We start from the raw sequence: 23,770 nt of genomic DNA, 5'->3' as shown, positions 1-23,770 counted from the left end.
TAACCACACGTCTAGAATTGCCGCACCTGTATCAGGGGCACGGTCAAATCGAAGTTCGGGATCACACCTGATCCCAAGCTTTGCGGGCTTCCCGCACCGACCATGCATTTGATGCGATTCCGGACCGCAACCACGAAGGGACAGAAGGATGAAAACCCTGCCTACCGGAGCCGCAATGCTTTTGGCCGCTGGCCTTGCATTTACTTCTCATTCAAGCGCAAACGCGCAAGATGCCACATGCGAGATTGATCGACCGGTGATGTTTGCCGGTCTCAATTACGACAGTGCGCTTTTCCATAACGCCGTTGCCCGCTTCATCATTGAAAAGGGCTATGGCTGTCAGACCGATGCCCTGCCCGGCGATGTCATTCCGCTTTTGACCGGCGTTGGCAAAGGGGATGTTGATATCGTCATGGAAATCTGGCGCGACAACGTTGCCGAAGCCTGGACCAAGGCCGAGGACGCCGGCAATGTCAGCCAGATCGGGGTTAACTTTGATGACGCTGTCGAAGGCTGGTTCGTGCCGACCTACGTCATCGAAGGCGATGCAGAACGTGGTATCGAACCGATGGCACCTGACCTCAAATCGGTCGATGATCTGGCAAAATACACCGAACTGTTCGAAGACCCCGAAGAACCCGGCAAAGGCCGTTTTTATAACTGCCCGTCAGGCTGGGTTTGCGAGAAGGTCAATTCGGCCAAGCTTGGTGCCTATGACCTTGATGACAGCTTCACCAACTTCCGCCCGGGCACTGGTGCGGCGCTTTCGGCTGCCATCGCATCGGCGCATAAACGCGGCAAACCGGCCCTTTATTACTATTGGGGGCCGACCTGGGTGATGGGTCTTTATGACAGCACGCGTCTTGAAGAACCCGCCTATGACAAGGCGATCTTTGATGCGCTAAAAACGGAAGAAAACCCGACCAAGGCAACCGCCTACCCGCAAAGCACGATCACGATTGGTGTGAATAACGACTTCAAAGCCGCCGCACCAACCCTGATCAATTTCCTGACCAACTACGAAACCAGCAACGCGCTGGTCTCGGAAATGCTGGCCTATATGCAGGAAAATGACGAAAAGCCCGATGGGGCCGCGATGCATTTCCTGAAATCCAAGCCGGACGTCTGGAAAGACTGGGTACCAGCGGATGTTGCAGCACGCGTTGAAAGTGCTATGTAAGTAACACCACCAATAAATTACTCAAACACCCCGCAGGAGAAATCCTGCGGGGTGTTTTGTTTAGCGAGAAAAATACGACGATAATTGAATAAACTAGGTCGGCCGGGATCCATCCTCAACAGCCGCCAACTGGCAGTGTGTAAGGCGCTTGAAGCGCCAAGCGGCCCACAGTCGATAAACAAGATTTGCGATCTGCCGAATAACCGGCAGCGCGACGACCGCGGCTAAAACACGCCATCTGTCTAGCTGGCGCCAGATCAGAATGAATGCATCAGCACCTGCATGCCATTCCCCTGATGAGTCTATGGCACGCATTTGCTTTAATCCTTGGACAAGGGATATGCCGTGTTTTTCAAGATCACTGGCATGCTCCGTGACGTCCTGCCATTCGAAAACGCCCTCGGGTGCGATCTTGCGGTAGTAATTGATTTCGCGCGAACACAGACCGCATTTTCCATCAAAGAACACAGTGATCATCGCAACCTCTCAGGAAAACAATTTTCTCTATGAGTTACGGCAATAGCTGACATCTGGATTATCAATCACAGAACAACACAGCCAAAAGAAGTCAGGAGATGTCAGGTAGGCTTCGATTAACGGTCGCGCGGTCCACGTGATCTTGTTAGGCTCTTACGCTCATTGATTTTTTGAGCAGATCGGGCCAGTTGCGCCATGTTTCCAGAACAGTTGAATGTGCCTTTGGGCAAGTGGGTCAATCAGTTTGTTGATTGGCTGGTGATCAATTATGGCGCAGCGTTTGAGGCCTTTGCTGACAGTTTGCTGACCGTACTGGTCGCGTTGGAGCAGGTTCTGCGTGGTGCGCCCTGGTGGGTGGTCCTGATCGCCATTGCCGCCATCACCTGGCATGCCAGCAAAAACTGGAAGCTGGTTGTCGGCTTGGTTGTTGCGATGTTTGCCATCGGGATGCTGGGCCTTTGGGACAAGGCGATGCAGACCCTGGCCCTGATGATTGTCGCCACATCCCTTTCAGTTCTGATTGGCATTCCGGTGGGTATTGCCATGGCGATGTCCAATCGTCTGCGGGCCATCATGTTGCCGATCCTTGATACCATGCAGACCATGCCGAGTTTTGTTTATCTGATCCCTGCCCTGATGCTTTTTGGATTGGGCAAGGTTCCGGCGATCCTCGCCACCGTGATTTACGCTGCCCCGCCCGTCATGCGATTGACCGATTTGGGCATTCGGCTTGTTGATCAGGAAGTGCTGGAAGCATCACGGTCATTCGGGGCCAGCCGCAAGCAGATCCTGTTTGGGGTGCAGTTGCCGCTTGCGCTTCCCAACATCATGGCCGGGATCAACCAGACGACGATGATGTCAATCTCGATGGTCGTCATTGCCTCGATGATTGGCGCGCGCGGATTGGGGGAGCAGGTCCTGATGGGTATTCAGCGTCTGGACGTTGGTGCGGGCATGGAAGCCGGGGTTGCGATTGTGTTGCTGGCCGTGGTGTTTGACCGGATCGGTCAGGCTTATGGCAAGCGATCACAACGATCGCACGATGCGGAGGACGCGTAATGAGCTACATCGAAATCCGCAATATTTTCAAAATCTTCGGGCCCGATCCGCAGTCTGCACTTGAACTGGTAAAGGGTGGTGCTGACAAGGATGAAATCCTTGCCAAGACCGGTCATACGGTTGGTCTTCACTATGTGTCCCTGTCGATTGAACAAGGGGAAACCTTTGTCGTCATGGGCCTGTCTGGATCGGGAAAATCAACCCTGATCCGCCATCTTAATCGACTGATTGATCCGACAGCGGGCGAAGTATCATTTGGTGGCGAAGATATCCTTGCCATGGATATCCCGACACTGAACGCCTTTCGTCGAAAGCGGCTTGGTATGGTGTTTCAGCGCTTTGGCCTGCTTCCCCACCGCAATGTGATGGATAACGTTGCCTATGGGCTCGAAATCCAGGGTACCGCGCGTAAGGAGCGCGAAGCCGCCGCATCAAAATGGATCGAGCGTGTCGGTCTGGAGGGGTATGAGGCCAAATATCCCGATCAGTTATCAGGTGGCATGCAGCAACGTGTCGGCCTTGCCCGGGCCCTTGCGACCGATCCGGAAGTCTTGCTGATGGATGAGGCTTTCTCCGCCCTTGATCCATTGATCCGGTCTGACATGCAAGATGAACTGATGAAGCTTCAGGCGGAGCTTCATAAGACCATCGTGTTCATTACCCATGACCTGGACGAGGCGCTTAAGATCGGCGACCGGATCGCAATCCTCAAAGACGGCAAGCTTGTGCAGGTCGGGCGGCCAGAAGAGATCGTTCTTAGACCCGCAGATGATTATGTGCAGGCCTTTACCCGCGGTGTGAACAGATCACGCGTCCTGCGCGCAAAGTCGATTATGGAGCCGATCACATCTGGCGAACACCAAGCGGCACGCGAAGACTGGCCAAGCATCCAGGCACATGCACGCCTTGCAGATATCCTGCCTGTTGCACTTGCCAATGGCACGTCAATGACGGTGCGGGATGCCAAAGACACTGCAATTGGGACGCTGTCGCCACAGCAGATTGTCGAAGCACTGGAAGGTTAAGCCAGAGCGCCTTGCGAGACCTTAGCGGTCAATAATCTGGCAGCGCCGGAAGTAGCGCAGTTCAGATTGCTCTGCCGCGTCGGCGGTTGATTGGTGAATGATGCGATAAAGGCCGCTGTCGCCTGCGCGATTGTGCTCTGTGGCAATGATCAGCCACAGAAAACCATTTTCATCAGCGCGTGCGCGGTCTGTCGGCGATGGCAGGGCCTTGCCATTGGGATGGGAATGGAAACATCCCACAACCTGCTCCCGCTTTTGCCGCGCAGTACGATGGGCTTCAATCAGGGTTTGTGGATCAATTTCAAACGTGGTCAGCGGATCTTCCGCGACGTTGCGCGCAAACACCACACGGTCGATCCGGTTCGGGGTATCAATGGCGGCAATCAGAAGTCCACAGGCTTCCTCCGGCCATTTAACAGCGGCGAAATCGCGTATTTCTTCGAGAAGCGCCTTGCCAAGTGCGATGTGGGTCTGATCATCGCCACCTAATGAGTTGTTGTTTGCGATCCCCTGCCCGTTTGCCATCGCTGCACGCGCCCTTGTGGTTTGAGACTACTGCGCATCCTGTTGCAACAGGATACGGCCAAGGACCTTCTTTTCGCTCAGGGAAACAATAACGAGACGTGCGCTGTCACCGTGCCGACCTTCGATATGGAGCGTCGCCTGCTGACCATCGACAGAATAGCCAACAAGACGTTCACCTTCTTCAAGATCGATAACGACATCACCGAATGCGCCAAGAGCACCTTGCGCGGCCGCATTATCGCCACCCGCAAACGGCACGGACGGCGTCACCGTTGGTGTATTTGCCTCAACACTTGGATCGGTGGCGTTCTTGTCAAGCGACAGGCCATAGACGACAAGTCCGATACCCACCACGATCAGAATGCCCATGAACGCGACCAGAGCCTTAACTACACGCATCGTATTTCCAACTGACAAAGTTTGATGAAACCTGCATGCTCGCCACACGCGCGATCATACGTACCCTGTTTCAAGGCCATAGCGACAAGCACGATCAATTGCAAGGCAACAACGCCAAATGAAGCAAGTTGTCGCAATTCGTTGCAATCGCCGGACAAAGCGCTAAAAGCGGCGAACACATGCATTATTACAGTCACCCAATCAAACCATGCCAATAGCAAACGATGTCTGAAAACCTGACCTATACCGCGACAGACCAGGACGAAGGTGCCCGCCTTGATAAGGTGTTGGCGACCGCCTGGCCCAATCAGTCGCGTTCGCGGATCAAGGCCTTGATCGAAGACGGTCAGCTTTGCGTCAATGGCACGCCTGCGGCCAAGATGTCTGCCAAGGTCAAGGCTGGTGATGTTTTTGATCTGAGCGTTCCCGAACCGGAAATGGCCGAACCGACGCCCGAAGACATCAAGCTTGATGTGCTTTTTGAAGATGAAGACCTGCTGGTGATCAACAAGCCCGCCGGCATGGTTGTTCATCCTGCAGCCGGCAATGAAAGCGGAACGCTTGTTAATGCGCTTCTGGCCCACTGCGGGGACAGTCTTTCGGGTATTGGCGGGGTTAAACGCCCGGGGATTGTGCACAGGCTGGACAAGGACACCAGCGGCGCAATGGTGGTCGCCAAGAACGATGCAGCCCATCGCGCCCTTTCAAACCTGTTTGCCGAGGACAAGGAAAACATCGAGCGCGCCTACCTTGCGGTCGTGTGGGGTGTTCCTCGCCCCCGCTCAGGTGATATCGAAGGCAATATTGGCCGCAGCCCGCGCAATCGGAAAAAGATGGCGGTGGTCAAAAAAGGGGGGAAATATGCCCTCACACACTACAAGACTCTGCAAACTCGCGACGACTCGTTGGCGTCCCTTGTTGAATGCCGCCTTGCAACCGGACGGACGCATCAAATTCGTGTTCATATGAACCATATCGGGCACGCACTTGTATGTGATCCGGTTTACAGCCGAAACAGACCAGCTGGCAAACTCAACCTAGAAGCGCAACAGATTTTGAACGCATTCAACAAACAGGCGCTGCATGCCCGAACGTTAGGATTTCTGCACCCTCGCACCGGTGCCTATATATCCACAGAGGCACCTATACCAGGTGACCTTTTGGCACTAATGAAGGCTCTAGAACTATACCTTTGAATAGTTGATACTAGCCTTACTGTCTAATTTTCCATTGACGGTTTCTAATACTCCCGTATAAGCTCTTAAAAAGTGCAAGGGGTAAAATGCACTTTTCGAAAGCAATACGGGAGGCTTTGATGAAGCAAGGAAACGCTCTTCCAACTATCTCTCAAGATGGTCTCACGGTATACCTTCAACGTATACGCCGCTACCCGATGCTTACCCCGGAACAGGAAACGACCTATGCCTGCAATTTCCGGGACAAGGATTGCGATAAATCTGCTGAAAAACTGATTACCAGCCACTTGCGCCTGGTCGCCAAGATCGCGATGAGTTACCGCGGTTATGGCCTGCCGATCAATGAACTCATTTCCGAGGGCAATGTCGGCCTGCTGCAGTCGGTAAAACGCTTCGACCCGGACAAGGGCTTCCGCCTTGCGACATATGCAATGTGGTGGATCCGCGCCGCCATCCAGGAATACATCCTGCATTCATGGTCGCTTGTGAAAATGGGTACGACTGCGGCACAGAAAAAGCTGTTCTTCAACCTGCGCAAACTCAAAAGCCAGATGCAGGCAATCGATGAAGGCGACCTTCAACCTGAACAGGTCGAACTGATCGCAACCAAACTCAATGTGTCCGAAGATGACGTTGTGATGATGAACCGCCGCCTGGCCGGTCCGGATCACTCACTGAACGCGCCGGTCCGTATTGAGGGTGACGGTGAATGGGTCGACTGGATCGAAAGCGATGACGAAGATCAGGAAACCCTTTATGGCAAGCGTGAAGAATTCCTGCAGCGCATGAGCATGCTCAAAAACGCGATGTCGCATCTCAATGATCGTGAACGCGATATTCTGACGCAGCGCCGCCTGCTTGAAAGCCCGGTCACCCTTGAAAACCTGAGCCTTGCCTATGGCATCTCACGCGAGCGCATCCGTCAGATCGAAGTACGCGCCTTTGAAAAGGTCCGCAAATCGATCCATACGGACCTGCCCCACTGATACTGCCTGCTTTGCGTCCCTTCTGAAACAACTTGCGGCGGACAGTGTCCGCCGCTTTCTTTTTTGTATGGTCTTTTTCAATCAGGTCACTCTGTGATCAGTTCCCGGACCGATCCACTTCCTTGATCAGACTATCGCCCCAGGTTTTGATAAGTCCGCGCTGCTTCTTGCGCAATTCACTGACACGACGCTGGGCTGCCAGGTTCAGGACATTGGCAACAATTGGCGGCATGGCGAGATATAGCAGCCAACCAAGGCCAGCTGCCCCATACATGATCGACAGCGCCAGCGGCTGGAAAACGGCCTGCGTTGCGCCGCCAACCGTTTGCGATGGCTGCATCCAGACTTCCAGAATGTAGGGCGCAACCCCTGAAAAGTTCAGCCCAAAGACACACCGTGCCATTGTCCTGCCCGCGCTGCGATCAAAGATAAAGGCCACAAGTGACGGCAACAGCCCGACCGTCAACGTGATAAAGGTGGGAAGTGCGACCATGAACAGCAGCACTGCGGATGCAATAACCGACAAGCCGGAAAATGCGCTGCGACCGCCTTTTTTTGTGCCTGCTCGTTTACCCTTTGCCATGGCGATCCCTTAAAAGATATGCATCAAGAACAGCGCGGACACTGTCAGTAGTGCGATCATGGTAGACGCGAAAGCAGCCGCCTGTTGCCCGACCTTTTCGGCAAGCTCCATACGGGCCGGCCCCGACGATTCAAGATCAAACACTTCGCTTTCGGCTTCGGAATATTCCGCGACGGCTTCGACAAACTCTGACTGGTCCTTGCGACGTTCCTGTTCGTCATTGATCAGGTTATACAGCTCGACAAGATTACCGCGTTTGGCCAGTTTGGGAATCTCGGTCTCGACCCGTTCACGACGTGCCTTGCTATGGAATACCTTGATCGCCGGTTCCATCAACCGCGCAACCCAATGCGACAGGTTCTGCAAATTGTCCGGCCCATGACGCCATTGCACAATCGCCAGCATGCTGATGATTGCGCGACTATATTCGACCTCGTCTGACGGGTTTTGCATCGCCAACAACTGCCCTTCGACATCATCCTCAAGGCGGGCGGCAATGAAGGCGGCGATATGACGATCCACCGGCCAGCTTTCTTCGGATGCGGTTTCGGCTGCCTTTTCAAGGGCTGGCAGCAGATCTGCGATCTCGACGACATATTCCTCTTCGACCAGCGGGCTAAGGCAATGCTGGTTGCGCACGGTCGCATAGAGGCAGCGCTCATACCCGTAACCGGCACTTTGCTGCTGAATGTAATAGCGCAGGTTCTTGTATAGCTGCTGTTGCCTCTGGACCTCGGGGCTGTAACCCATCTGACGGCCAAACCAGAAAGATGGAATATCGCGCACGATCACGTCGGCAAAACGTTGGGGGCCCTTTCCATGTTGGACATCATAGGACAGCATGAAACCAAGCCCGTCGACCATCGACGAAAAGCCCTTGAACCGGATCGGGCCTGCCGGATCCAGAATCAGGATGGACCGCGCAACCAACACGTCCTCTGCCGACCGTTTATCCGTCCCGGCCCACTGCAGTTGTCGCATGGCATCCGATAGCGCCTTGGCGCGATCATTATCGCCAAGGCCGCGCCGCAACCAGACTTCTACAGTGCTGTCACGCAACGGGCCAAGCGCGGTCACCCAATTCTTGGCGATCCCCTGCGCCAATGAGCGCACGGTATAATAATCCCGACCAGCCAGGTTTTGAGACCGTGCTGCGCGTTTTTCCGTATTGGCCTGAACCGGCTTGGTCCGTCTTCCGTCCAGCCAGGCATTCAACTCGGCCAAGCCCCAGCGTTCTTCGGGGTCATCACACAACAGGCCACGAACCGGTTCAATCAGAACAAGCGGCAGCTTTTCGTGTGATGCGATTGCCTGAAACGACCCTTTGGCCAGTTTGAGTTCGATAATTTCCTGGTCATTCAGCTTTTTGAGGGGCTGGCGACCGATGCCAAGCTCGGCCAAAGTCATACCAAGCGCATAGAAATCGTCGGTCGCATTGCCAGAACCACGACCGGCAGGATCAGCACTCATACGTGCCGTGGTCTCATAAACCGCTGGCTGATCATAACCGGGCGGGCCACTGGCACAATCGCCAAGCACGACCTTTTCACGCATGGGATCGGCAAAGAACAGGTTATCGGCGCGAATATTGCGGTGTGCCAGCCCCTTCTCGCTGAATGCCTGCATGGCATTCATCAGCGGCTCGACCACAACCGTGGCAATATCATGCTCATCGATGGCGAGTTTCTTGTGTTCTCGCGCAACAACCTTTCCGCCTGCCGGCTTTTCATAGAAAAGCACCATCGTCTTGCGACCAATTGGCGGCCAGTAGGCGGTTTCATAATCGATAAGGTCAATCTGACCGGCCATATGCATACCGGCCAGGAAGGTCAGATGGTCATGGCGGGTCGGAAGAACCGGATCGGTTACCAGTGCAAAGGCGCTGCCCTCTTCCCGGCGGAGATTGTCAGCCGAATAGGCTTTGCAGTGGCCCATATCGAATTCGGGCATCCGCAAATCCAGAAAGACGCGAAAATTGCCGATCTCGACACTTTTGCCGCCTGCATTGATTGCAACACCATCAAGTTCTGGGGATTCTTCGGGTTCCTCAGGCGCAGGTGCACCTCCGCCCGGTGCATCCATCACCGGCCCTGTCGCAGCACCATTCGAAACGTCCTGTTCCTGATCTTCTGCTTGCTCTGCCATGGTCCCGATATTTCTTTGCAGGTTATCATTCCCTGAGTGACGCACATACTTGGGCCAAAAGTCTTCCTGACCTAGCCCTCAGAACGCTATCCTCAAAAGGTTGATAAAACGATACTTGTGATCCCCCCTGTCGGCAAGCTGTTATCCCGCGGCCGCAGTCACGGATGAACGGTAAGCCAAGCAACTGAAAACAAAAAAGCCACCAGTCATAAACTGGTGGCTTTCGAAGTTCGTAAATTCAGTCAATCAGGCGCTGAACGGATCGTGCACCAGAATGGTGTCATCGCGCTCCGGGCTGGTTGACAGAAGCGCAACCGGTGCTTCAATCAGCTCTTCGATGCGGCGAACATATTTGATCGCCGTTGCCGGAAGGTCGGCCCAGCTACGCGCACCCATGGTCGTTTCCGACCAGCCGTCGATGGTTTCGTAAACCGGTTTGGCTTTTGCCTGCAGACGCTGGTTGGCCGGCAGATGGTCATAGATTTTGCCATCAATGTCGTAACCGGTGCAGATCTTGATTTCATCAAATCCATCAAGAACATCCAGCTTGGTAAGCGCAATACCGGTGATGCCGTTGACCTTGACCGACTGACGGACAAGGGCCGCATCAAACCAGCCACAACGGCGCTTCCGCCCGGTAACCACACCGAACTCATGACCGCGCTGACCAAGACGTTCGCCGTCTTCATCAAACAGCTCGGACGGGAACGGACCTTCGCCAACACGGGTGGTGTATGCCTTGGTGATACCCAGAACATAACCAACACCCGACGGGCCCATACCGGAACCGGCAGCAGCCTGACCGGAAACAGTGTTCGACGAGGTCACAAACGGATAAGTGCCGTGATCAACGTCAAGCATGGTGCCCTGTGCGCCTTCGAACAGGATGCGTTTACCCGCTTCCTTGAATTGATTAAGCGACTTCCAGACAGTGTCGGAGAACGGCAAGATTTTCGGTGCGATTTCCTTAAGCTGCGCAAGCAGTTCCGCCCCGTCTACTTCCGGCTGGCCGAGACCACGCAGAAGTGCATTATGGTGCGTCAGTAGGTTTTCGACCTTGGCTTCAAGCAGATCAGTGTCTGCCAGATCACCTACGCGGATCGCACGGCGACCAACGCGGTCTTCATATGCCGGGCCAATGCCACGACCGGTGGTGCCGATCTTGTTGTCGCCCGAAGCCGCGGCTTCGCGCGCACGATCAAGATTGCCATGCAGCGGCAGGATCAAGCAGGCATTTTCCGCCAAACGCAGGTTTTCCGGGGTGATATCCACGCCCTGCTCTTTCAGGCGGCCGATTTCAGCAAGCAGCGCCCACGGATCGACAACAACGCCGTTGCCGATCACCGAAAGTTTGTTTTCACGGACGATACCTGACGGCAGCAGGCTCAGCTTATAGGTGGTTCCGTCGATCACCAAAGTATGACCGGCGTTGTGACCACCCTGGAAACGCACAACAACGTCTGCCCGTTCGGACAGCCAGTCGACGATCTTGCCTTTACCTTCGTCCCCCCACTGGGAACCGATCACGGCAACATTGGTCATCGCAAAACTCCTTGCGCGATAAAAAGTTCGTTCGATTAGGCGTTCAGCGGCACAACCTTACCGCCGATATAAATATGATTGCAGCCCATGCCTTGCGCTTCAATGCGTGCGGCGGCTTCGGTTTTGGCCTCGGCCGCACCTTCAAGCGCGGCAACGGTGTAATGGCCTTCGGCACGCAATTTGCGCGCTTCACGCTGTGGCGTACCAAGTGGCAGATAAACACGATCAACCGGCTCTGCATCTGGAAGACCGCGCAAAATACTGTCCATGTAAAGCGACATACCCGTTGCAGCTTCGCCCGATGCACCACCGGCACGATAACGGCCACCCCGGCCGATTTCACCGCGGACGTTACGCGCAAACAGTGTGAAGCTGACGCCGGTCTGATAGCGGAAACCAGCCATCTCAACCGGATCAATGGTAAGGGCAGCATCAAGGCCGGACGCCAGAACGCGTTCAGCGACATCGATCAGACGATAGAGTTCCTCGGATGCACCCAGCGGCAGTTCGAGCTTTTTGAGTTTCGGCAAAGCGGACTGTGCCGGGCCAGCGGCCTCAAGCAAGGCAACCAGAACACCGGTAACTTTGCCATCGGCGGCACGAAGGGCTGCGACATCACGACGTTCAAGCGCCTCGGTCAATACTTCACGGTCATCGCGCGACACACCAAAGGCATCAAAAAGACGAACCGGGAGTGTTGGCAAATTTAGGTCAACCGAAACATCGGCCAAACCGATGCTTTCCAAAGCTTCGAGTGCGAGCAGAACAATCTCGGTATCAGCAGCAGCACTCGACACACCGATCAACTCGGCACCAACCTGTGCAAACTGGCGTTCCGGGCGCAGGTGCGATCCCTTGATCCGCAAGACATCGCCGGAATACGAAAGACGCAGAGGACGGGGCGCATCAACCAGACGGGTCGCTGCAATGCGTCCGACCTGGGGTGTCATATCGGAACGAACGCCCATCATGCGGCGGGACTCAGGATCCATCAAACGGAACGTCTGGGTCGACAATTCCGGTGCAGCACCTTCAAGCAAGCTTTCTTCGAACTCGACCAGTGGGGTTTTCACGCGGTCATAGCCTGCATGTGCCAGGCTGGCCATCAGCTTTTCACGGATTTCAGCTTCCCGTGCAGCGGTTCCTGGCAGGACATCCTGCAGGCCGGCGGGCAAAAGAGCTTTCCTGGCAAGTTCGGTCATTTTGTGTGCTTTCCCGGACGAGGCGCGCAGATTTAAATTGATAATATCCCGAGCAACGCTCAGGGCTCACTATCCGGTAGCGGTTACTACCGCGTTGTGCCGGACAGAGCAACGGGGAAAAACCCTGTAACGCAAATAATACGTACGAATTATTTCCTAGTTGGCCGCAAATTCGGCTTTTACCACCGCATATGCCCAATCCAGCCAAGGCAGCAAAGCCTTGATATCTCTGGGCTCAACGGTTGCACCACCCCAAATACGCAGTCCCGGAGGCGCGTCACGATACCCGTTGATATCAAGTGCGACATTTTCCGCTTCAAGAAGCTGCGAAACCTTTTTCGGCAGCAAAGCCTGCTGATCGGCAGACAGACCAAGCGCCCATGGATCGACAATCTTGATGCACATCGAGGTGTTTGAGCCTGTTGCCGGATCCTCGGCAAGGTCGGCCGCCCAGTCGCTACTGGCAAGCCACGCATCAAGATGCGCCCGGTTTGCGCGGGTACGTTTCAGAAGCCCTTCAAGGCCACCAATCTCTTCGGCCCATTTCAAGGCATCAATGGCATCTTCGACAACCAACATCGATGGCGTATTGATCGTTTCCCCGCGGAAAATGCCGTCAATCAGCTTGCCGCCCTTGGTCATGCGGAAGATTTTCGGCATTGGCCAGGATGGCGTGTAGCTTTCAAGGCGTTCAACGGCACGCGGGCTCAGGATAATGATCCCGTGACCACCCTCGCCGCCCAGAACCTTCTGCCAGCTATAGGTCACGACATCGAGCTTGTCCCACGGCAGTTCCATAGCAAAGATCGCCGAGGTCGCGTCGCAAATGGTCAAACCCTTGCGGTCATCGGCAATCCAGTCGCCATTGGGCACACGGACACCGGCCGTCGTGCCGTTCCAGGTGAAGACAACATCGCGATCAAAATCAACCGATGCCAGATCCGGCAGTTTGCCGTAATCGGCTTCAAGGGTGCGTACATCATCAAGCTTGAGCTGCTTGATCACATCGGTGACCCAGGTCGCCCCGAAGCTTTCCCACGCCAGCATATCAACGCCACGTGCGCCCAGCATCGACCAAAGCGCCATTTCAACCGCACCGGTATCGGATGCCGGAACCACACCCAACAGATAATCTTCTGGCAGGTTCAAAATTGCGCGTGAACGGTCAATCACCTCTTCAAGGCGCTGCTTACCCAGCTTGGATCGATGTGAACGGCCAAGGATCTCCGTCTGCAATGCGTCTGCGGACCAACCCGGGCGTTTTTTGCACGGACCTGACGAAAAATTCGGGCTGGTCGGACGAGTGGTCGGCTTCGCAAGTACGGCAGTCTGGGCCATCTGTAAGTTCCTGAGAAAGAAGGATAACCAATGCAGGTTGGTTTAGAATATTCAAGCGACCCGATCCTATTGCCCCAAAGGCAAAAGTCAAACGCCTTCCACACAGACATGACAGCCATTTTTGCATGGCTGAAACGAACCGCTGCAAACATTCATTCGTTGGTTTATGCGCCTTAGAACGGGATGTCGTAATACCAAGGCGCAAACAGGCTGAACGCAATCCAAAGAATGATGATCAGCGGCGTCCCTGCCTTCAGGAAGTCGATAAACCGATAGTGCCCCGGCCCCATGACAAGAAGGTTGGTTTGATACCCGACCGGCGATGCAAACGAGCAGTTGGCCGCCATCACCACCGCAATCGCAAACACATGTGGCTCCACGCCAAGTTGCTGCGCCATGCCAATGCCGATGGGCGTAAAAAGAACCGCACAGGCATTGTTGGACAAAACGTTGGTAAAGCCAGCCACAATCAGGAAGAACAGCGACAGAATAACTGGTGCGGGTGCGCCGCGGGTTGCGGCCAATAACTGATCGGCAACGAATTCTGCACCGCCGGTCAACTGCAACGCATTACCAAGGGCAAGTGCAGCGGCAACAAGCAAAACAATCTTGCGATCAATTGCGCGCGATGCCTGACGCAAATTAAGCGCGCCGGATGCGATCATCAATCCGGCCCCAATAAAGCTTGAAACCATGATCGGCACGACACCGGTCGCAGCAAGCGCAATCACGCCAAGGAAAATGGCCGCAGCCCGACGCGCGTGGAATGGTCGGGGCAAGGTTCTGGTCGACCATTCCAGCAACACAACGTCGCGGATGGTGCGAAGGGCCTCGACATCCTCTGATCGTCCCTGCACCAGCAAAACGTCCCCGGCCTCAAGCCGGATCTCGGTCATCTGGCTTCGGATCATGCGCGAACGACGCTGGATCCCAAGTACAAGGCACTTGTACTGATAGCGGAAACCGATCTGCTCAAGGTTAAAGCCAATCAGGCGCGACCCCGGTGGCAACATGACTTCGGCCAACAGCTGCGTGGATTTCTGCGGGGTTTCGTCACCGTCTGCACCAACGGCAGCGGCATCTGAATGCAACAATCCCGGATCCTTTTGCAGGGCCTCGGTCAGTGCCTTGCGAGTGGCGGCAACCACCAGAACGTCGCCCGCCTGAATTTCCATATCATCTTCAAACGGCGGTAGTTCTGCATGTTCACGCCGAACAATCATCTGAACGGTGATATTTGGCAGGTTCTTGAAGAACCCGGCGACCGGCTTTGTCCCAATCATGTTGGCCGCCGGCCCAACCGTGATCTGGGCGATGAATTGCTTGCCGCTGCTATCGGGATTGGCAAGCTTGCTGCGCATGGATGCCAACGCCGGAAGCAGGCGCGGCGCAATCAACAAGACATAGACGAAGCCGGTCAGGGCAAGCACGCTGCCAATCGTTGTGAATTCAAAGAATTCAAGCCCCGGCATGCCGAGTTCGATCAGGGAACTTGATACCAGAAGGTTGGTCGATGAACCGATCAGGGTCGTCATGCCGCCAAGGATCGCGGCATAGGAAAGCGGGATCATCAATGCCGATGGGGAACGTTCAATGCGCTCGGCAAGTGCCTGAATAATCGGGATAAAGATAACAACAACCGGCGTATTGTTCAGGAAGGCCGACAATACCATCACCACGAACAACCCGACGAAAATCGCAATCGAGGCATTCTTGCCGCCATGTTCCGTAATCAGACCGGCGATGTAACTGACCCCGCCGGTCAGGACCATCCCCTGACCGACAACCAGCAAGGACAACACCGTCAGCAAGGCCGGGTTGGCAAAGCCCGACATGACCGTGGCAGGCCCCATCAGGTTTTCACCATCCGCATCAAGCAGCGGGAAAAAATCAAAGAAAAGCAAAAGCGTTGCGATAAGGGCAATACTGGTCAGTTCGAGCGAGATGCGCTCCAACCCATACAGAACAAGCGATCCGGCAACGAGTGCAAGGACCACCCACATCTGCATCGGCGTTGCAGAACTAGCAACAACACTTTCGAGCACGATAAACTTTCCCCTGTAAAGCCTGCATTCTTGCGGTTATCGCGCACCTTTGCACCGGCGAGATCTGTCCACAATCGTTTCATTTTGCCTTTTACTTAGACGAAAGCCCTATAGCGCGGTCAATAAAAAAACAATGCAAACCAGATCCAATGCGGATTATTGGTTAGAACAACATCAAACTGAACACTGCCTGTTCAACAAGAAAAAGGCAGGCAACCACGACGTTGCCCGCTTTCTTTTGACGTCGTTCCGGCCGCCACCAAACTGGTCAGGCTGGCACCACGATCTCTCCCTTGAGATACTGGAACGCCTCACCTTTCAGATGGACGCGATCACCGTCAATTTTGCAGACAACAACGCCACCGCGTGCGGATGCCTGGTAGCCAACAACATCAGCTTTCCCTAGATTTTCGGCCCAGTACGGCCCAACGACGCAATGCATGTAACCTGTGACCGGGTCTTCATTGATGCCAAGGGCTGGCAGGAAATAACGTGAAACCATATCAAGTCCGGTTTTATCGCCAGGTGCGGTCACAATCACCCCACGATCAGCCAGTTTGGCCAACGCTGACATGTCTGGACGCATATTGCGAACGATGGATGCATCGCGATAAACAAGCACGATATCGGTATCGCGGCTAACCACCCCAAATGTCTCGATCGGCTCAGCACCGCCAAGGGCATTGAGAACTTCTTTGGAAACAACATCGGTCTTGATCGGCTGTTTCGGGAAATTGAGGACGATCGCATCCCCCTCTCGCCGGGCGGTCAAAATGCCGCTTTTGCTTTGCAGTTTGATCAGATCACCCTCAAAGCCAAGCCGATTGAAAATTACAAATGCACTGGCAAGCGTCGCATGCCCGCAAAGAGGCACCTCGACGGTTGGCGTAAACCAGCGAATGTGAAAGTTGGCATCGCCCCCTGCACTGGGCACAAAAAACGCCGTTTCCGAGAGGTTATTCTCCATCGCAATTTTCTGCAGGACATCATCAGGCAACCAATCTGACAGCGGCACAACCGCTGCCGGGTTACCGGCAAACAAAACATCGGTGAAGGCATCTATCTGATAGATCGGCAGGGTTTGGGACGTCATCATATTATCCTGAACTCGGCATATGCGTGATGTAAAAGTCGATACATCGTGTGGGTTATCGATGATTTGGGTTCGTCTTTACAAGGCCGTTTGAATGGCCTGCTTAACGACCACAAGATCTTCGTCGCGGGTCCGCCAGTTGCTGAATGCCGCGCGGAATCCGAAACGACCGCCATAAACCGTCGGTGTCAGGAAAACCTTGCCGGTTTCATTGATACGCTGGAGCAATGCCCGATTCTCGTCATCAGTTCCACGCGATGCGAACATTGTCACATTGAGTTTGGGCTCAGACAATAGTTCGAGCTTCTCATGGGTTCGAATCCACGCGGCCAGGTTTGCCGCCTGATCACAGTTTGCCCGGATGATGGATGCAATTCCGTCGCGACCATAAGCCGTCATCGCCATCCAAAGCGGCAACGCGCGGAAGCGTCTGGAGTTTTCGACGCCGCGATTGATATAGCTATTCCCATCCGCCTTGGTATCGAGATACGGCGCGAAGGCGCGACAGCATGTCTCCAGCACCGAAATATGACGGGTCAGGAAAATCCCGCAATCATATGGGACATTGAGCCACTTATGCCCGTCTGATGTGATGGAGTCCGCGCGTGCTATTCCCTTGGTAAGGTGGGCGCGACGATCATCCAGGGCAGTGAAAAAGCCAAACGCGGCATCTACATGAAGCCATGCGCCAAAGTCACGACACAAATCGGCAATCACATCAAGGTTATCGAAATCCGTCGCGTTCACCGTCCCGGCCGACGCAATAATGATCTTGGCGCGTGCATCACTGGCCACAAGCTTGGCCTTGAGGTCTGCAATATCAGTTTCTTCCGATCCCGGTTTGGTTGCGACCTTGGTAAAGCTGTTACGACCAATGCCGGCAATCGACAAATCCTTGACCATGCTGGCGTGCGGACTCGCGGCAAAAATCTCAAGATCTGGCAGAACGCTTGCACCATCGGCATCGACATTCACACCGACCTGCTCGCCGCACCATTGCCGGGCAGCAACCAGTCCCAGAAGGTTTGATACCGTTGCACCGGTCGTCAACACACCATCAAACGTATCTGATGGCACACCACCCAGTTCACACAGCCAGTTGATGACCTGTTCTTCAACCGCAGCGTTTGCCGATCCTTCCGGTCCTGTGGCATTCTGATCAATTGCACTGGCAAGCCAATCGCCAACAAGGGCGGCCGGCGTCGTGCCGCCGGTAACAAATCCAAGATAACGAGGACCAATTGATGCGGCGAGCAGCGGCAGAATTTCTTCCTTCGCTGCCCGCAACGCATCAAGCGCACCGCGTCCCTGCCCCGGTATGGGGCGCGAGGGGTCAAAGGCAGAGAAATCGCGGCAGGTTACATCCATGTTATCCGCACCCTGAATAAAGCTGTGCGCGACATCACCTGTTTCCACAAGAATGCGGCCAAGTTTTTCAAGATCATCAAACATGAGATGACGTTCATCAACAGTGGGGCTGTCATCAGAACGATTTAAAATGCTGTTCATTTGTTTTCTCCTGAAAGGATGCGCGCAAAGTCGGCGCGATCAATGTTCGCCCCGGTCAACACAACGGCGACCTTCTTGCCGATATTGCTTTCGCGCTGCGCAATCGCAGCCGCCAGCGGCACGGCACCTGCCCCCTCGGCAATGGTGTGACACGAACTGAAATAGAGGCGCATGGCATCCGTGATCTGTTCATCATCGACAGCAACAATGTTCGCAGCACCGCTTTTAATGATCTCAAACGCGCCCGGATCGGGGCTACGGCAAGCAACCCCGTCGGCAAATGTATTCGCCGTCGATGTCTGGATGATTTCACCGGCCATGAATGATTGACGTATGGCATCCGCACCCGTTGCGACCACACCAGTAATCTCGGTCTTAAGGCCCAGCGCATCACGCACCGTGATCAGAGAACAAATCCCGGACCCCATGCCAACCGGCACATAGATACGATCCAGACCGGAAATAGCGTCAAAAAGCTCCAACCCGTAGGACGCGACACCACGCACAAGTTCCCGATGGAACGGCGGGACCATTACAAGGTCTTCCTTGGTAGCAAGTGCCTTGGCGTATTCGGCTGCCTCCTGAAAGTCATGACCATGTTCAATCACCTCTGCACCCCAGGCCCGCATTGCGGCATTCTTTTCAACGGAATTGCCATGCGGGACAATAATAGTCGCAGGCATGCCAAAACGACTGGCCGCATGGGCAAGGCTTTGACCATGATTGCCCCGTGTCGCCGAGATAATCCCGCGGTTCACATCAACCGACTTTCCGAGATAACGACAAAAAGTCAGCCCGCCCCGGATTTTGAACGCACCAAGTCGGGTGTGGTTTTCGTGTTTGACATACAGGGACAATCCGGTCGCGCGATCAAGCAGCGGCCACTGAATTGTCGGCGTTGGTGCAACATATTGATGCACAAAATCCGCGGCCTCGCGCAACTCACCTGTATTAAACATTGTATTGTATCCCTGATAGATCAAAACCGTGACAATTTGCGTTTCCAGCCGCTTCCCGCCGAACGGAGGCACAATGGGAGCAAAGTGCCTCCGTCAAACGCGGCGGTGGCGAGCCGCGCCGGGGGAAACCTTACAGGAACGGCTTTGACAGTTCTTGTTCGATATCTGATCGGGTCAGCCCGACATCCTTAAGCATATGATCATCAAGCCTTTGCAAAGCATGACGATCGCGCGAATGCGCCTGCAAACGGGCAAGGTATTCAGCCGCAGAGATCATCACACCAATGATCGCGGCACGCCAGGTCACAGGCTGCTTGGCCTGTTTAGAGGTGCTTACTGTGCGCTCAGTGACCTTGATGCCAGGAAGCTGGATTGTATCGTTACAATTTACCATTTCCATCTCCTTTCGGTGAATTGTCTCGATATTGTTTTGTCATTGACATTATTATTGTGTCAATTTAAACATTGTAACCATGACAATATGGTTCCCGAAACTTGATGAGGCTGGTGGTCCTGTTTATCGACAGATCGCGCAAGCCATCCGCAAAGCGGTCAAAGACGGCTCTCTGAAACCCGGAGACCGACTGCCCACCCATCGCGACCTTGCCTATCAACTTGGCGTCACGGTCGGCACAATTACCCGCTCCTACCGCGAGGCGGAAAGATTGGGGTTGGTGGCTGGTGAAGTTGGCCGTGGAACCTATGTGCTCGACAATATCCAGTCGGAACTTGATATGGCGGCCACCGCCCCGATTCCGATGGCCTTTACCAACAACCTCACCCAGCTGGCGCGATCGACCGGTGCTGCGCCATCGACGAATTCCCAGTCAAACTCGACCGAAGATACCGGACCGATCAATTTCAGGATGAACTGCCCTCTCCCGCCAAGGGAAGGCCGCATTTGCGAGACCCTGATTGAGGTTGCGACTACCATGTCGACAGACGATATGGTGTCGTACAAATCGGAATATGGCGTTGCCCATCAGCGTGAAGCATTGGCTTTTTCCGCCGGAAGACTGGGGCTGGATGACAATCCGGAACGCGTGTTACCAACGGCGGGCGTGCAACATGGCATGACAGTCTCGCTGCTGGCGACAGTACGCCCCGGCGATCTTGTCCTGTGCGAAGAACTCACCTATCCCAACCTGCGCAGCCTTGCCAATTTGTTGCAGTTCCGTCTGCGCGGTGTGGCCATGGACGACGACGGCATCATGCCTGACGCGCTCGAAAACATGTGTCGCACACAAAGTCCGCGTGCTATTTATCTGATGCCGACGCTGCACAACCCGCTGTGCAGCACCATGAGCCAGAAGCGCCGCATCGAAATTGCCGAAATCTTGCGTAAATATGATTTGACATTGATCGAAGACGGCATTTATCGATTCCTTGATCCGGATGCCCCACCCCCGCTGTCTTGCTTTGCACCGGAACGCAGCATTTATCTTGATGGCGTATCAAAAAGCATCGGTGGTGGTTTGCGTGTCGGCTATATCCATGCACCGGGCGAAATGATCGGCAAACTTGCCAGTGCAATTCGGTCCACCTGCTGGATGGTTTCAACCATCAACCTGGAACTTGTCACACGCATGATCATGGATGGCAGCCTTGCCCAGTTCGAGGCATGGCACCGCGAAGAAGCGGCCAAGCGCCTCGCGATCGTGCTTGGCACGCTCAAGGGTTATGATATCCGTTTCCACCCGACCAACTATCACATCTGGCTGGAACTTCCCGAACATATCGACACCAGTGAACTGGTGATGGATGCGGCCAACAATGGTGTTCTTTTGACCGCAGCACAGCAATTCGCTGTTGGCCACGTGCCAAGGGGTTTGCGCCTATGCTTCGGCGCAGAACGATCCCCCGAAAGATTGCGCCGCGGCGTGCAAATCGTCGACCGACTGCTTCAAAGCAGTGATTTTGGCAATTCTGTCGTCATGTAACGCACGTTTTTCTTGTGCGTGATGGCCGTGGAATTTTGAGGCGAAGTCACGGTTCTTACTGGCATTTCAATTATTTCCGCACGCAACGCTTGACCGGGTGATTGCGTTGCTTCCAAGATATATTGCAGGAGCTTCTTGCCCCTACTTGATACCTTGATCTTGGGCAGCAGAAAGTCAGCAGATGCCAGTTTCCCGCCTTGACGCAGATGATTGCGGTTTCCCGCATTTCCGTATTCGCAGCCCACACAAAGACCAACAGCCGAAAATATTCGATTTTTCATCGCATTACCGCGCGGCAGAGGCTCTTAAATTCGGACTTTCGATGTCCGAACCCGGTTTCAACATTTTTGTTCTTGGCCTTGATCGCGCTGGCCGCATGACGGCGACACTCGATTACCTCAACAAGGCCATGGAAGAACGCGACGCCCCCGATGATTGGGTCTATCTGAACAATTTTTCGCGCACCAATCGCCCGCGCCCCTATGCCCTTCCGGCCGGTCAGGGGCAAAAGCTTTTGGCGGCGATGGAAACGCTGATCACGCATCTGCGAGAAGCTTTTGCCTCGGCCTTCAATGCCCCGGCCCACCTGACCGAAACCCAGACCCAGACCGAAGAAGCCCGTGCACAGCTTCGCGAAAAGTTCGATGCGTTGCGTGAATATGCGCGTGAACGGGGTCTGGATGTTCAGGAAAACGAAAAAGGCGTGATGATTGTCGCGCTGAACGAGGAAGGCGAACCGGTTTCCCTTGATGAAATTCCCAAGGATCGCCGCAATGAGGCCGAAGACGCGTTTGAGGACGTCGCCGAAGAAGCCCGCAAAACGCTGCTTTCCACCCGCGACCTCGAAGAACAGATCGCCGACACCCTTGATAGCCTGCGTCGCGGGGCAGCAAAGGTTGTTCTGAAACCGCGCATCAAGAAACTGCGCGACAAATTCACAAGCCCCGGCCTTAAGGCATGGTTCGACGCGCTTGAAAAAGACATTCTCGACAATATCGACGCGTTTGAGGAAGCCAGCGACCAACCCGCCATCGAAAGCGGGGACGGCAAGATCCCCGAAACGGTCGATGATCGCTATGCCGTCAACCTGCTGATCGATCATTCGCGTGATAACCACCCCGATGTCGTGCTTGAACCGAGTCCAAGCTACGACAACCTGTTTGGGCAAATTCAGTACCGCCCGATGGGTGGCGGCATGCATCCGCATTTCAGCCTGATCAAGCCAGGCGCACTTCATCGCGCCAATGGCGGCGTACTTGTGTTGCGTGCGGAAAGCCTTCTGGAACACGAAGAATGCTGGGGCTTTTTGAAAGCAGCCCTTCGTGACCGTGAAATCCGTATCGAGGAAACCCACAAGGGCGGCCCGCCGACCGCAGGCGCACCGGAACCCCGCCCGATCCCGCTTGACCTCAAGGTCGTGATCGTCGGCGCGCCGAAGTTCTATTACACCTTCTTCTCGTTGGATGTGGATTTCAGAAACCACTTCCGGGTCAAGGCAGATATTGATGCCGACATGCCAGCGGCTGGTCGCAACATTTCGATCTATACCGGGCTTCTGCGGGCATCCGCCCTGTCACGCTCCGGCATCCCGGTTGATAATGGTGCGATCCGACAATTGCTTGGTCAGGCGGCGCGTTGGGCAGGCGAACGTGACAAGCTGACAGCCCAGATTGAACGGGTCGAAGATGTCGCGATCGAGGCCGGAGCACTTAGCAAGGCCGAAGGTCGCGAAACCATTCGTGCGGCGGATGTACGGCGTGCGATCGAGGAGCGGCGCCATCGCAATTCACGCCTTGAAGACCGATCCCATGAACGGGTCCAACGGCGCGAAATCCTGATCGACAGCTTTGGCAGCGTGGTTGGTCAAGTCAACGCACTGACGGTTCTCGATTATGGCGATCATGCATTTGGCCTGCCAGCACGCGTATCGGCACGGTCCTATGTCGGTAGCCTCGGCGTTCTAAACATCGAACGCATGGTCGATATGTCTGGCCCATTGCAGCAAAAGTCTGTGATGATCATCGAAGGCTTCCTGAAATCACGCTTTGCGCAGGACTTCCCGCTTTCCTTTGCCTGTAACGTTACGTTCGAACAGAACTATGGCGGGATCGAAGGGGATTCTGCGTCGATGGCGGAACTTTGCGCCATCATTTCCGCTGTTTCCAACATCCCGATGCGCCAGAATGTCGGCATCACGGGGTCGATGAACCAGTTTGGCCAGGCGCAGCCGGTCGGCGGTATTTCTCACAAGATCGAAGGTTTCTATCGCATTTGCGCTGATCAGGGCTTTACCGGTGATCAGGGCGTAATCATTCCCTCGGCCAATGCGGAAAACGTTGTCCTGCGCGAGGAAGTCGTTCAAGCCATTCGCCAGGGCAAATTCAACATCTGGACGGTGGAACACATCAATGATGCGATTGAGCTTCTGACCGGGATGGCAACAGGTGACCGGACAGATGGTCAATATGCGCCAGACACAGTCTATGGCAAAGCCATGGAACGCCTGCGCAACAATGATCTGATTTTGCGCGAACGCCATGCATATGGCCCGCGCACGGAGATGTAGG

The 23,770-nt window shown here is 54.8% G+C and carries 21 protein-coding genes; 7 read left to right on the top strand and 14 right to left on the bottom strand.

The genetic code is table 11. The annotated features are described in order from the left end of the window. Positions 1-148: 148 nt before the first annotated feature. Entirely contained in the window at positions 149-1,180 is a 1,032-nt protein-coding gene (locus tag DY252_RS11330) for an ABC transporter substrate-binding protein (RefSeq protein ID WP_064789600.1), read from the top strand. A gap of 93 nt (positions 1,181-1,273) precedes the next feature. Here DY252_RS11330 and DY252_RS11325 read toward each other — a convergent pair whose 3' ends face one another. Continuing rightward, positions 1,274-1,657 carry a thiol-disulfide oxidoreductase DCC family protein gene (locus DY252_RS11325; RefSeq protein WP_064789599.1) on the bottom strand — a complete coding sequence of 128 codons (384 nt, stop codon included), beginning with the start codon at positions 1,655-1,657 and terminating at the stop codon, positions 1,274-1,276. Between the two features lie 195 nt (positions 1,658-1,852). On the opposite strand from DY252_RS11325, the gene DY252_RS11320 reads away from it, so the two are divergent. Together DY252_RS11320 and DY252_RS11315 are read left to right on the top strand one after the other, a co-directional pair. Next, entirely contained in the window at positions 1,853-2,716 is an 864-nt protein-coding gene (locus DY252_RS11320; RefSeq protein ID WP_064789598.1) for an ABC transporter permease, read from the top strand. Beyond that, positions 2,716-3,741: a quaternary amine ABC transporter ATP-binding protein gene (locus DY252_RS11315; protein ID WP_064789597.1), complete on the top strand. Its 1,026-nt coding sequence runs from the start codon at positions 2,716-2,718 to the stop codon at positions 3,739-3,741. The genes DY252_RS11320 and DY252_RS11315 overlap by 1 nt, the downstream gene beginning before the upstream one ends. 21 nt (positions 3,742-3,762) lie before the next feature. Here DY252_RS11315 and DY252_RS11310 read toward each other — a convergent pair whose 3' ends face one another. Together DY252_RS11310 and DY252_RS11305 are read right to left on the bottom strand one after the other, a co-directional pair. Next, positions 3,763-4,266: a M67 family metallopeptidase gene (locus DY252_RS11310; RefSeq protein WP_064789596.1), complete on the bottom strand. Its 504-nt coding sequence runs from the start codon at positions 4,264-4,266 to the stop codon at positions 3,763-3,765. A gap of 27 nt (positions 4,267-4,293) precedes the next feature. Then, on the bottom strand, positions 4,294-4,665 hold the full coding sequence (locus DY252_RS11305) for a hypothetical protein (protein WP_129542723.1): 372 nt from the start codon (positions 4,663-4,665) through the stop codon (positions 4,294-4,296). A gap of 224 nt (positions 4,666-4,889) precedes the next feature. Between DY252_RS11305 and DY252_RS11300 the strand changes: the two genes are divergently transcribed. Together DY252_RS11300 and rpoH are read left to right on the top strand one after the other, a co-directional pair. After that, positions 4,890-5,861, top strand: coding sequence for an RluA family pseudouridine synthase (locus tag DY252_RS11300; RefSeq protein ID WP_064789594.1), 972 nt, complete (start codon positions 4,890-4,892; stop codon positions 5,859-5,861). A 119-nt stretch (positions 5,862-5,980) separates the two neighbouring features. Continuing rightward, the gene (rpoH, locus tag DY252_RS11295; protein ID WP_040823769.1) at positions 5,981-6,847 is read left to right on the top strand and encodes an RNA polymerase sigma factor RpoH; all 867 of its coding nucleotides are present in this window, start codon (positions 5,981-5,983) and stop codon (positions 6,845-6,847) included. A 97-nt stretch (positions 6,848-6,944) separates the two neighbouring features. Here rpoH and DY252_RS11290 read toward each other — a convergent pair whose 3' ends face one another. The 10 genes from DY252_RS11290 to DY252_RS11245 form a co-directional block, all read right to left on the bottom strand. Further along, the gene (locus tag DY252_RS11290) at positions 6,945-7,430 is read right to left on the bottom strand and encodes a hypothetical protein (protein ID WP_063089899.1); all 486 of its coding nucleotides are present in this window, start codon (positions 7,428-7,430) and stop codon (positions 6,945-6,947) included. A 9-nt stretch (positions 7,431-7,439) separates the two neighbouring features. Continuing rightward, positions 7,440-9,575 (bottom strand): serine/threonine-protein kinase, encoded by a 2,136-nt coding sequence (locus DY252_RS11285; protein WP_064780871.1) that lies wholly within the window; start codon positions 9,573-9,575, stop codon positions 7,440-7,442. Positions 9,576-9,821: 246 nt separating this feature from the next. Further along, the gene (locus tag DY252_RS11280; RefSeq protein ID WP_063089905.1) at positions 9,822-11,117 is read right to left on the bottom strand and encodes an adenylosuccinate synthase; all 1,296 of its coding nucleotides are present in this window, start codon (positions 11,115-11,117) and stop codon (positions 9,822-9,824) included. Positions 11,118-11,152: 35 nt separating this feature from the next. Beyond that, positions 11,153-12,319 (bottom strand): ATP phosphoribosyltransferase regulatory subunit, encoded by a 1,167-nt coding sequence (locus tag DY252_RS11275; RefSeq protein WP_064789593.1) that lies wholly within the window; start codon positions 12,317-12,319, stop codon positions 11,153-11,155. Positions 12,320-12,475: 156 nt separating this feature from the next. Continuing rightward, positions 12,476-13,657 (bottom strand): phosphoserine transaminase, encoded by a 1,182-nt coding sequence (locus DY252_RS11270; RefSeq protein WP_064789592.1) that lies wholly within the window; start codon positions 13,655-13,657, stop codon positions 12,476-12,478. Between the two features lie 173 nt (positions 13,658-13,830). Beyond that, positions 13,831-15,702: an SLC13 family permease gene (locus tag DY252_RS11265; RefSeq protein WP_008890832.1), complete on the bottom strand. Its 1,872-nt coding sequence runs from the start codon at positions 15,700-15,702 to the stop codon at positions 13,831-13,833. Positions 15,703-15,970: 268 nt separating this feature from the next. After that, a complete protein-coding gene (locus tag DY252_RS11260) occupies positions 15,971-16,795 on the bottom strand; it encodes a PhzF family phenazine biosynthesis protein (RefSeq protein WP_064789693.1) in 825 nt (274 codons plus the stop codon). Between the two features lie 78 nt (positions 16,796-16,873). After that, entirely contained in the window at positions 16,874-18,304 is a 1,431-nt protein-coding gene (locus tag DY252_RS11255; RefSeq protein WP_082923537.1) for a pyridoxal phosphate-dependent decarboxylase family protein, read from the bottom strand. Continuing rightward, positions 18,301-19,263 carry a threonine dehydratase gene (locus DY252_RS11250; protein ID WP_064789692.1) on the bottom strand — a complete coding sequence of 321 codons (963 nt, stop codon included), beginning with the start codon at positions 19,261-19,263 and terminating at the stop codon, positions 18,301-18,303. The genes DY252_RS11255 and DY252_RS11250 overlap by 4 nt, the downstream gene beginning before the upstream one ends. Before the next feature lie 130 nt (positions 19,264-19,393). Further along, the gene (locus tag DY252_RS11245) at positions 19,394-19,657 is read right to left on the bottom strand and encodes a DUF1127 domain-containing protein (protein ID WP_064789591.1); all 264 of its coding nucleotides are present in this window, start codon (positions 19,655-19,657) and stop codon (positions 19,394-19,396) included. Between the two features lie 79 nt (positions 19,658-19,736). Here DY252_RS11245 and DY252_RS11240 point away from each other — a divergent pair, with 79 nt between their 5' ends. Further along, entirely contained in the window at positions 19,737-21,203 is a 1,467-nt protein-coding gene (locus DY252_RS11240; RefSeq protein WP_064789590.1) for an aminotransferase-like domain-containing protein, read from the top strand. Here DY252_RS11240 and DY252_RS22155 read toward each other — a convergent pair. Then, positions 21,167-21,484, bottom strand: a complete 318-nt coding sequence (locus tag DY252_RS22155; RefSeq protein ID WP_165374883.1) for a hypothetical protein — start codon at positions 21,482-21,484, stop codon at positions 21,167-21,169. The two genes, DY252_RS11240 and DY252_RS22155, sit on opposite strands and share 37 nt — an antisense overlap. 41 nt (positions 21,485-21,525) lie before the next feature. Between DY252_RS22155 and DY252_RS11235 the strand changes: the two genes are divergently transcribed. Continuing rightward, the gene (locus tag DY252_RS11235; protein WP_231959755.1) at positions 21,526-23,769 is read left to right on the top strand and encodes an ATP-binding protein; all 2,244 of its coding nucleotides are present in this window, start codon (positions 21,526-21,528) and stop codon (positions 23,767-23,769) included. Position 23,770 lies beyond the last annotated feature (1 nt).

Origin of the sequence: Thalassospira indica (assembly GCF_003403095.1) — a bacterium.
In the GTDB taxonomy this organism is placed as follows: domain Bacteria; phylum Pseudomonadota; class Alphaproteobacteria; order Rhodospirillales; family Thalassospiraceae; genus Thalassospira; species Thalassospira indica.
The sequence above is the reverse complement of the archived record's forward strand: the minus strand, read 5'-3'. Positions and strand labels throughout refer to the sequence as shown.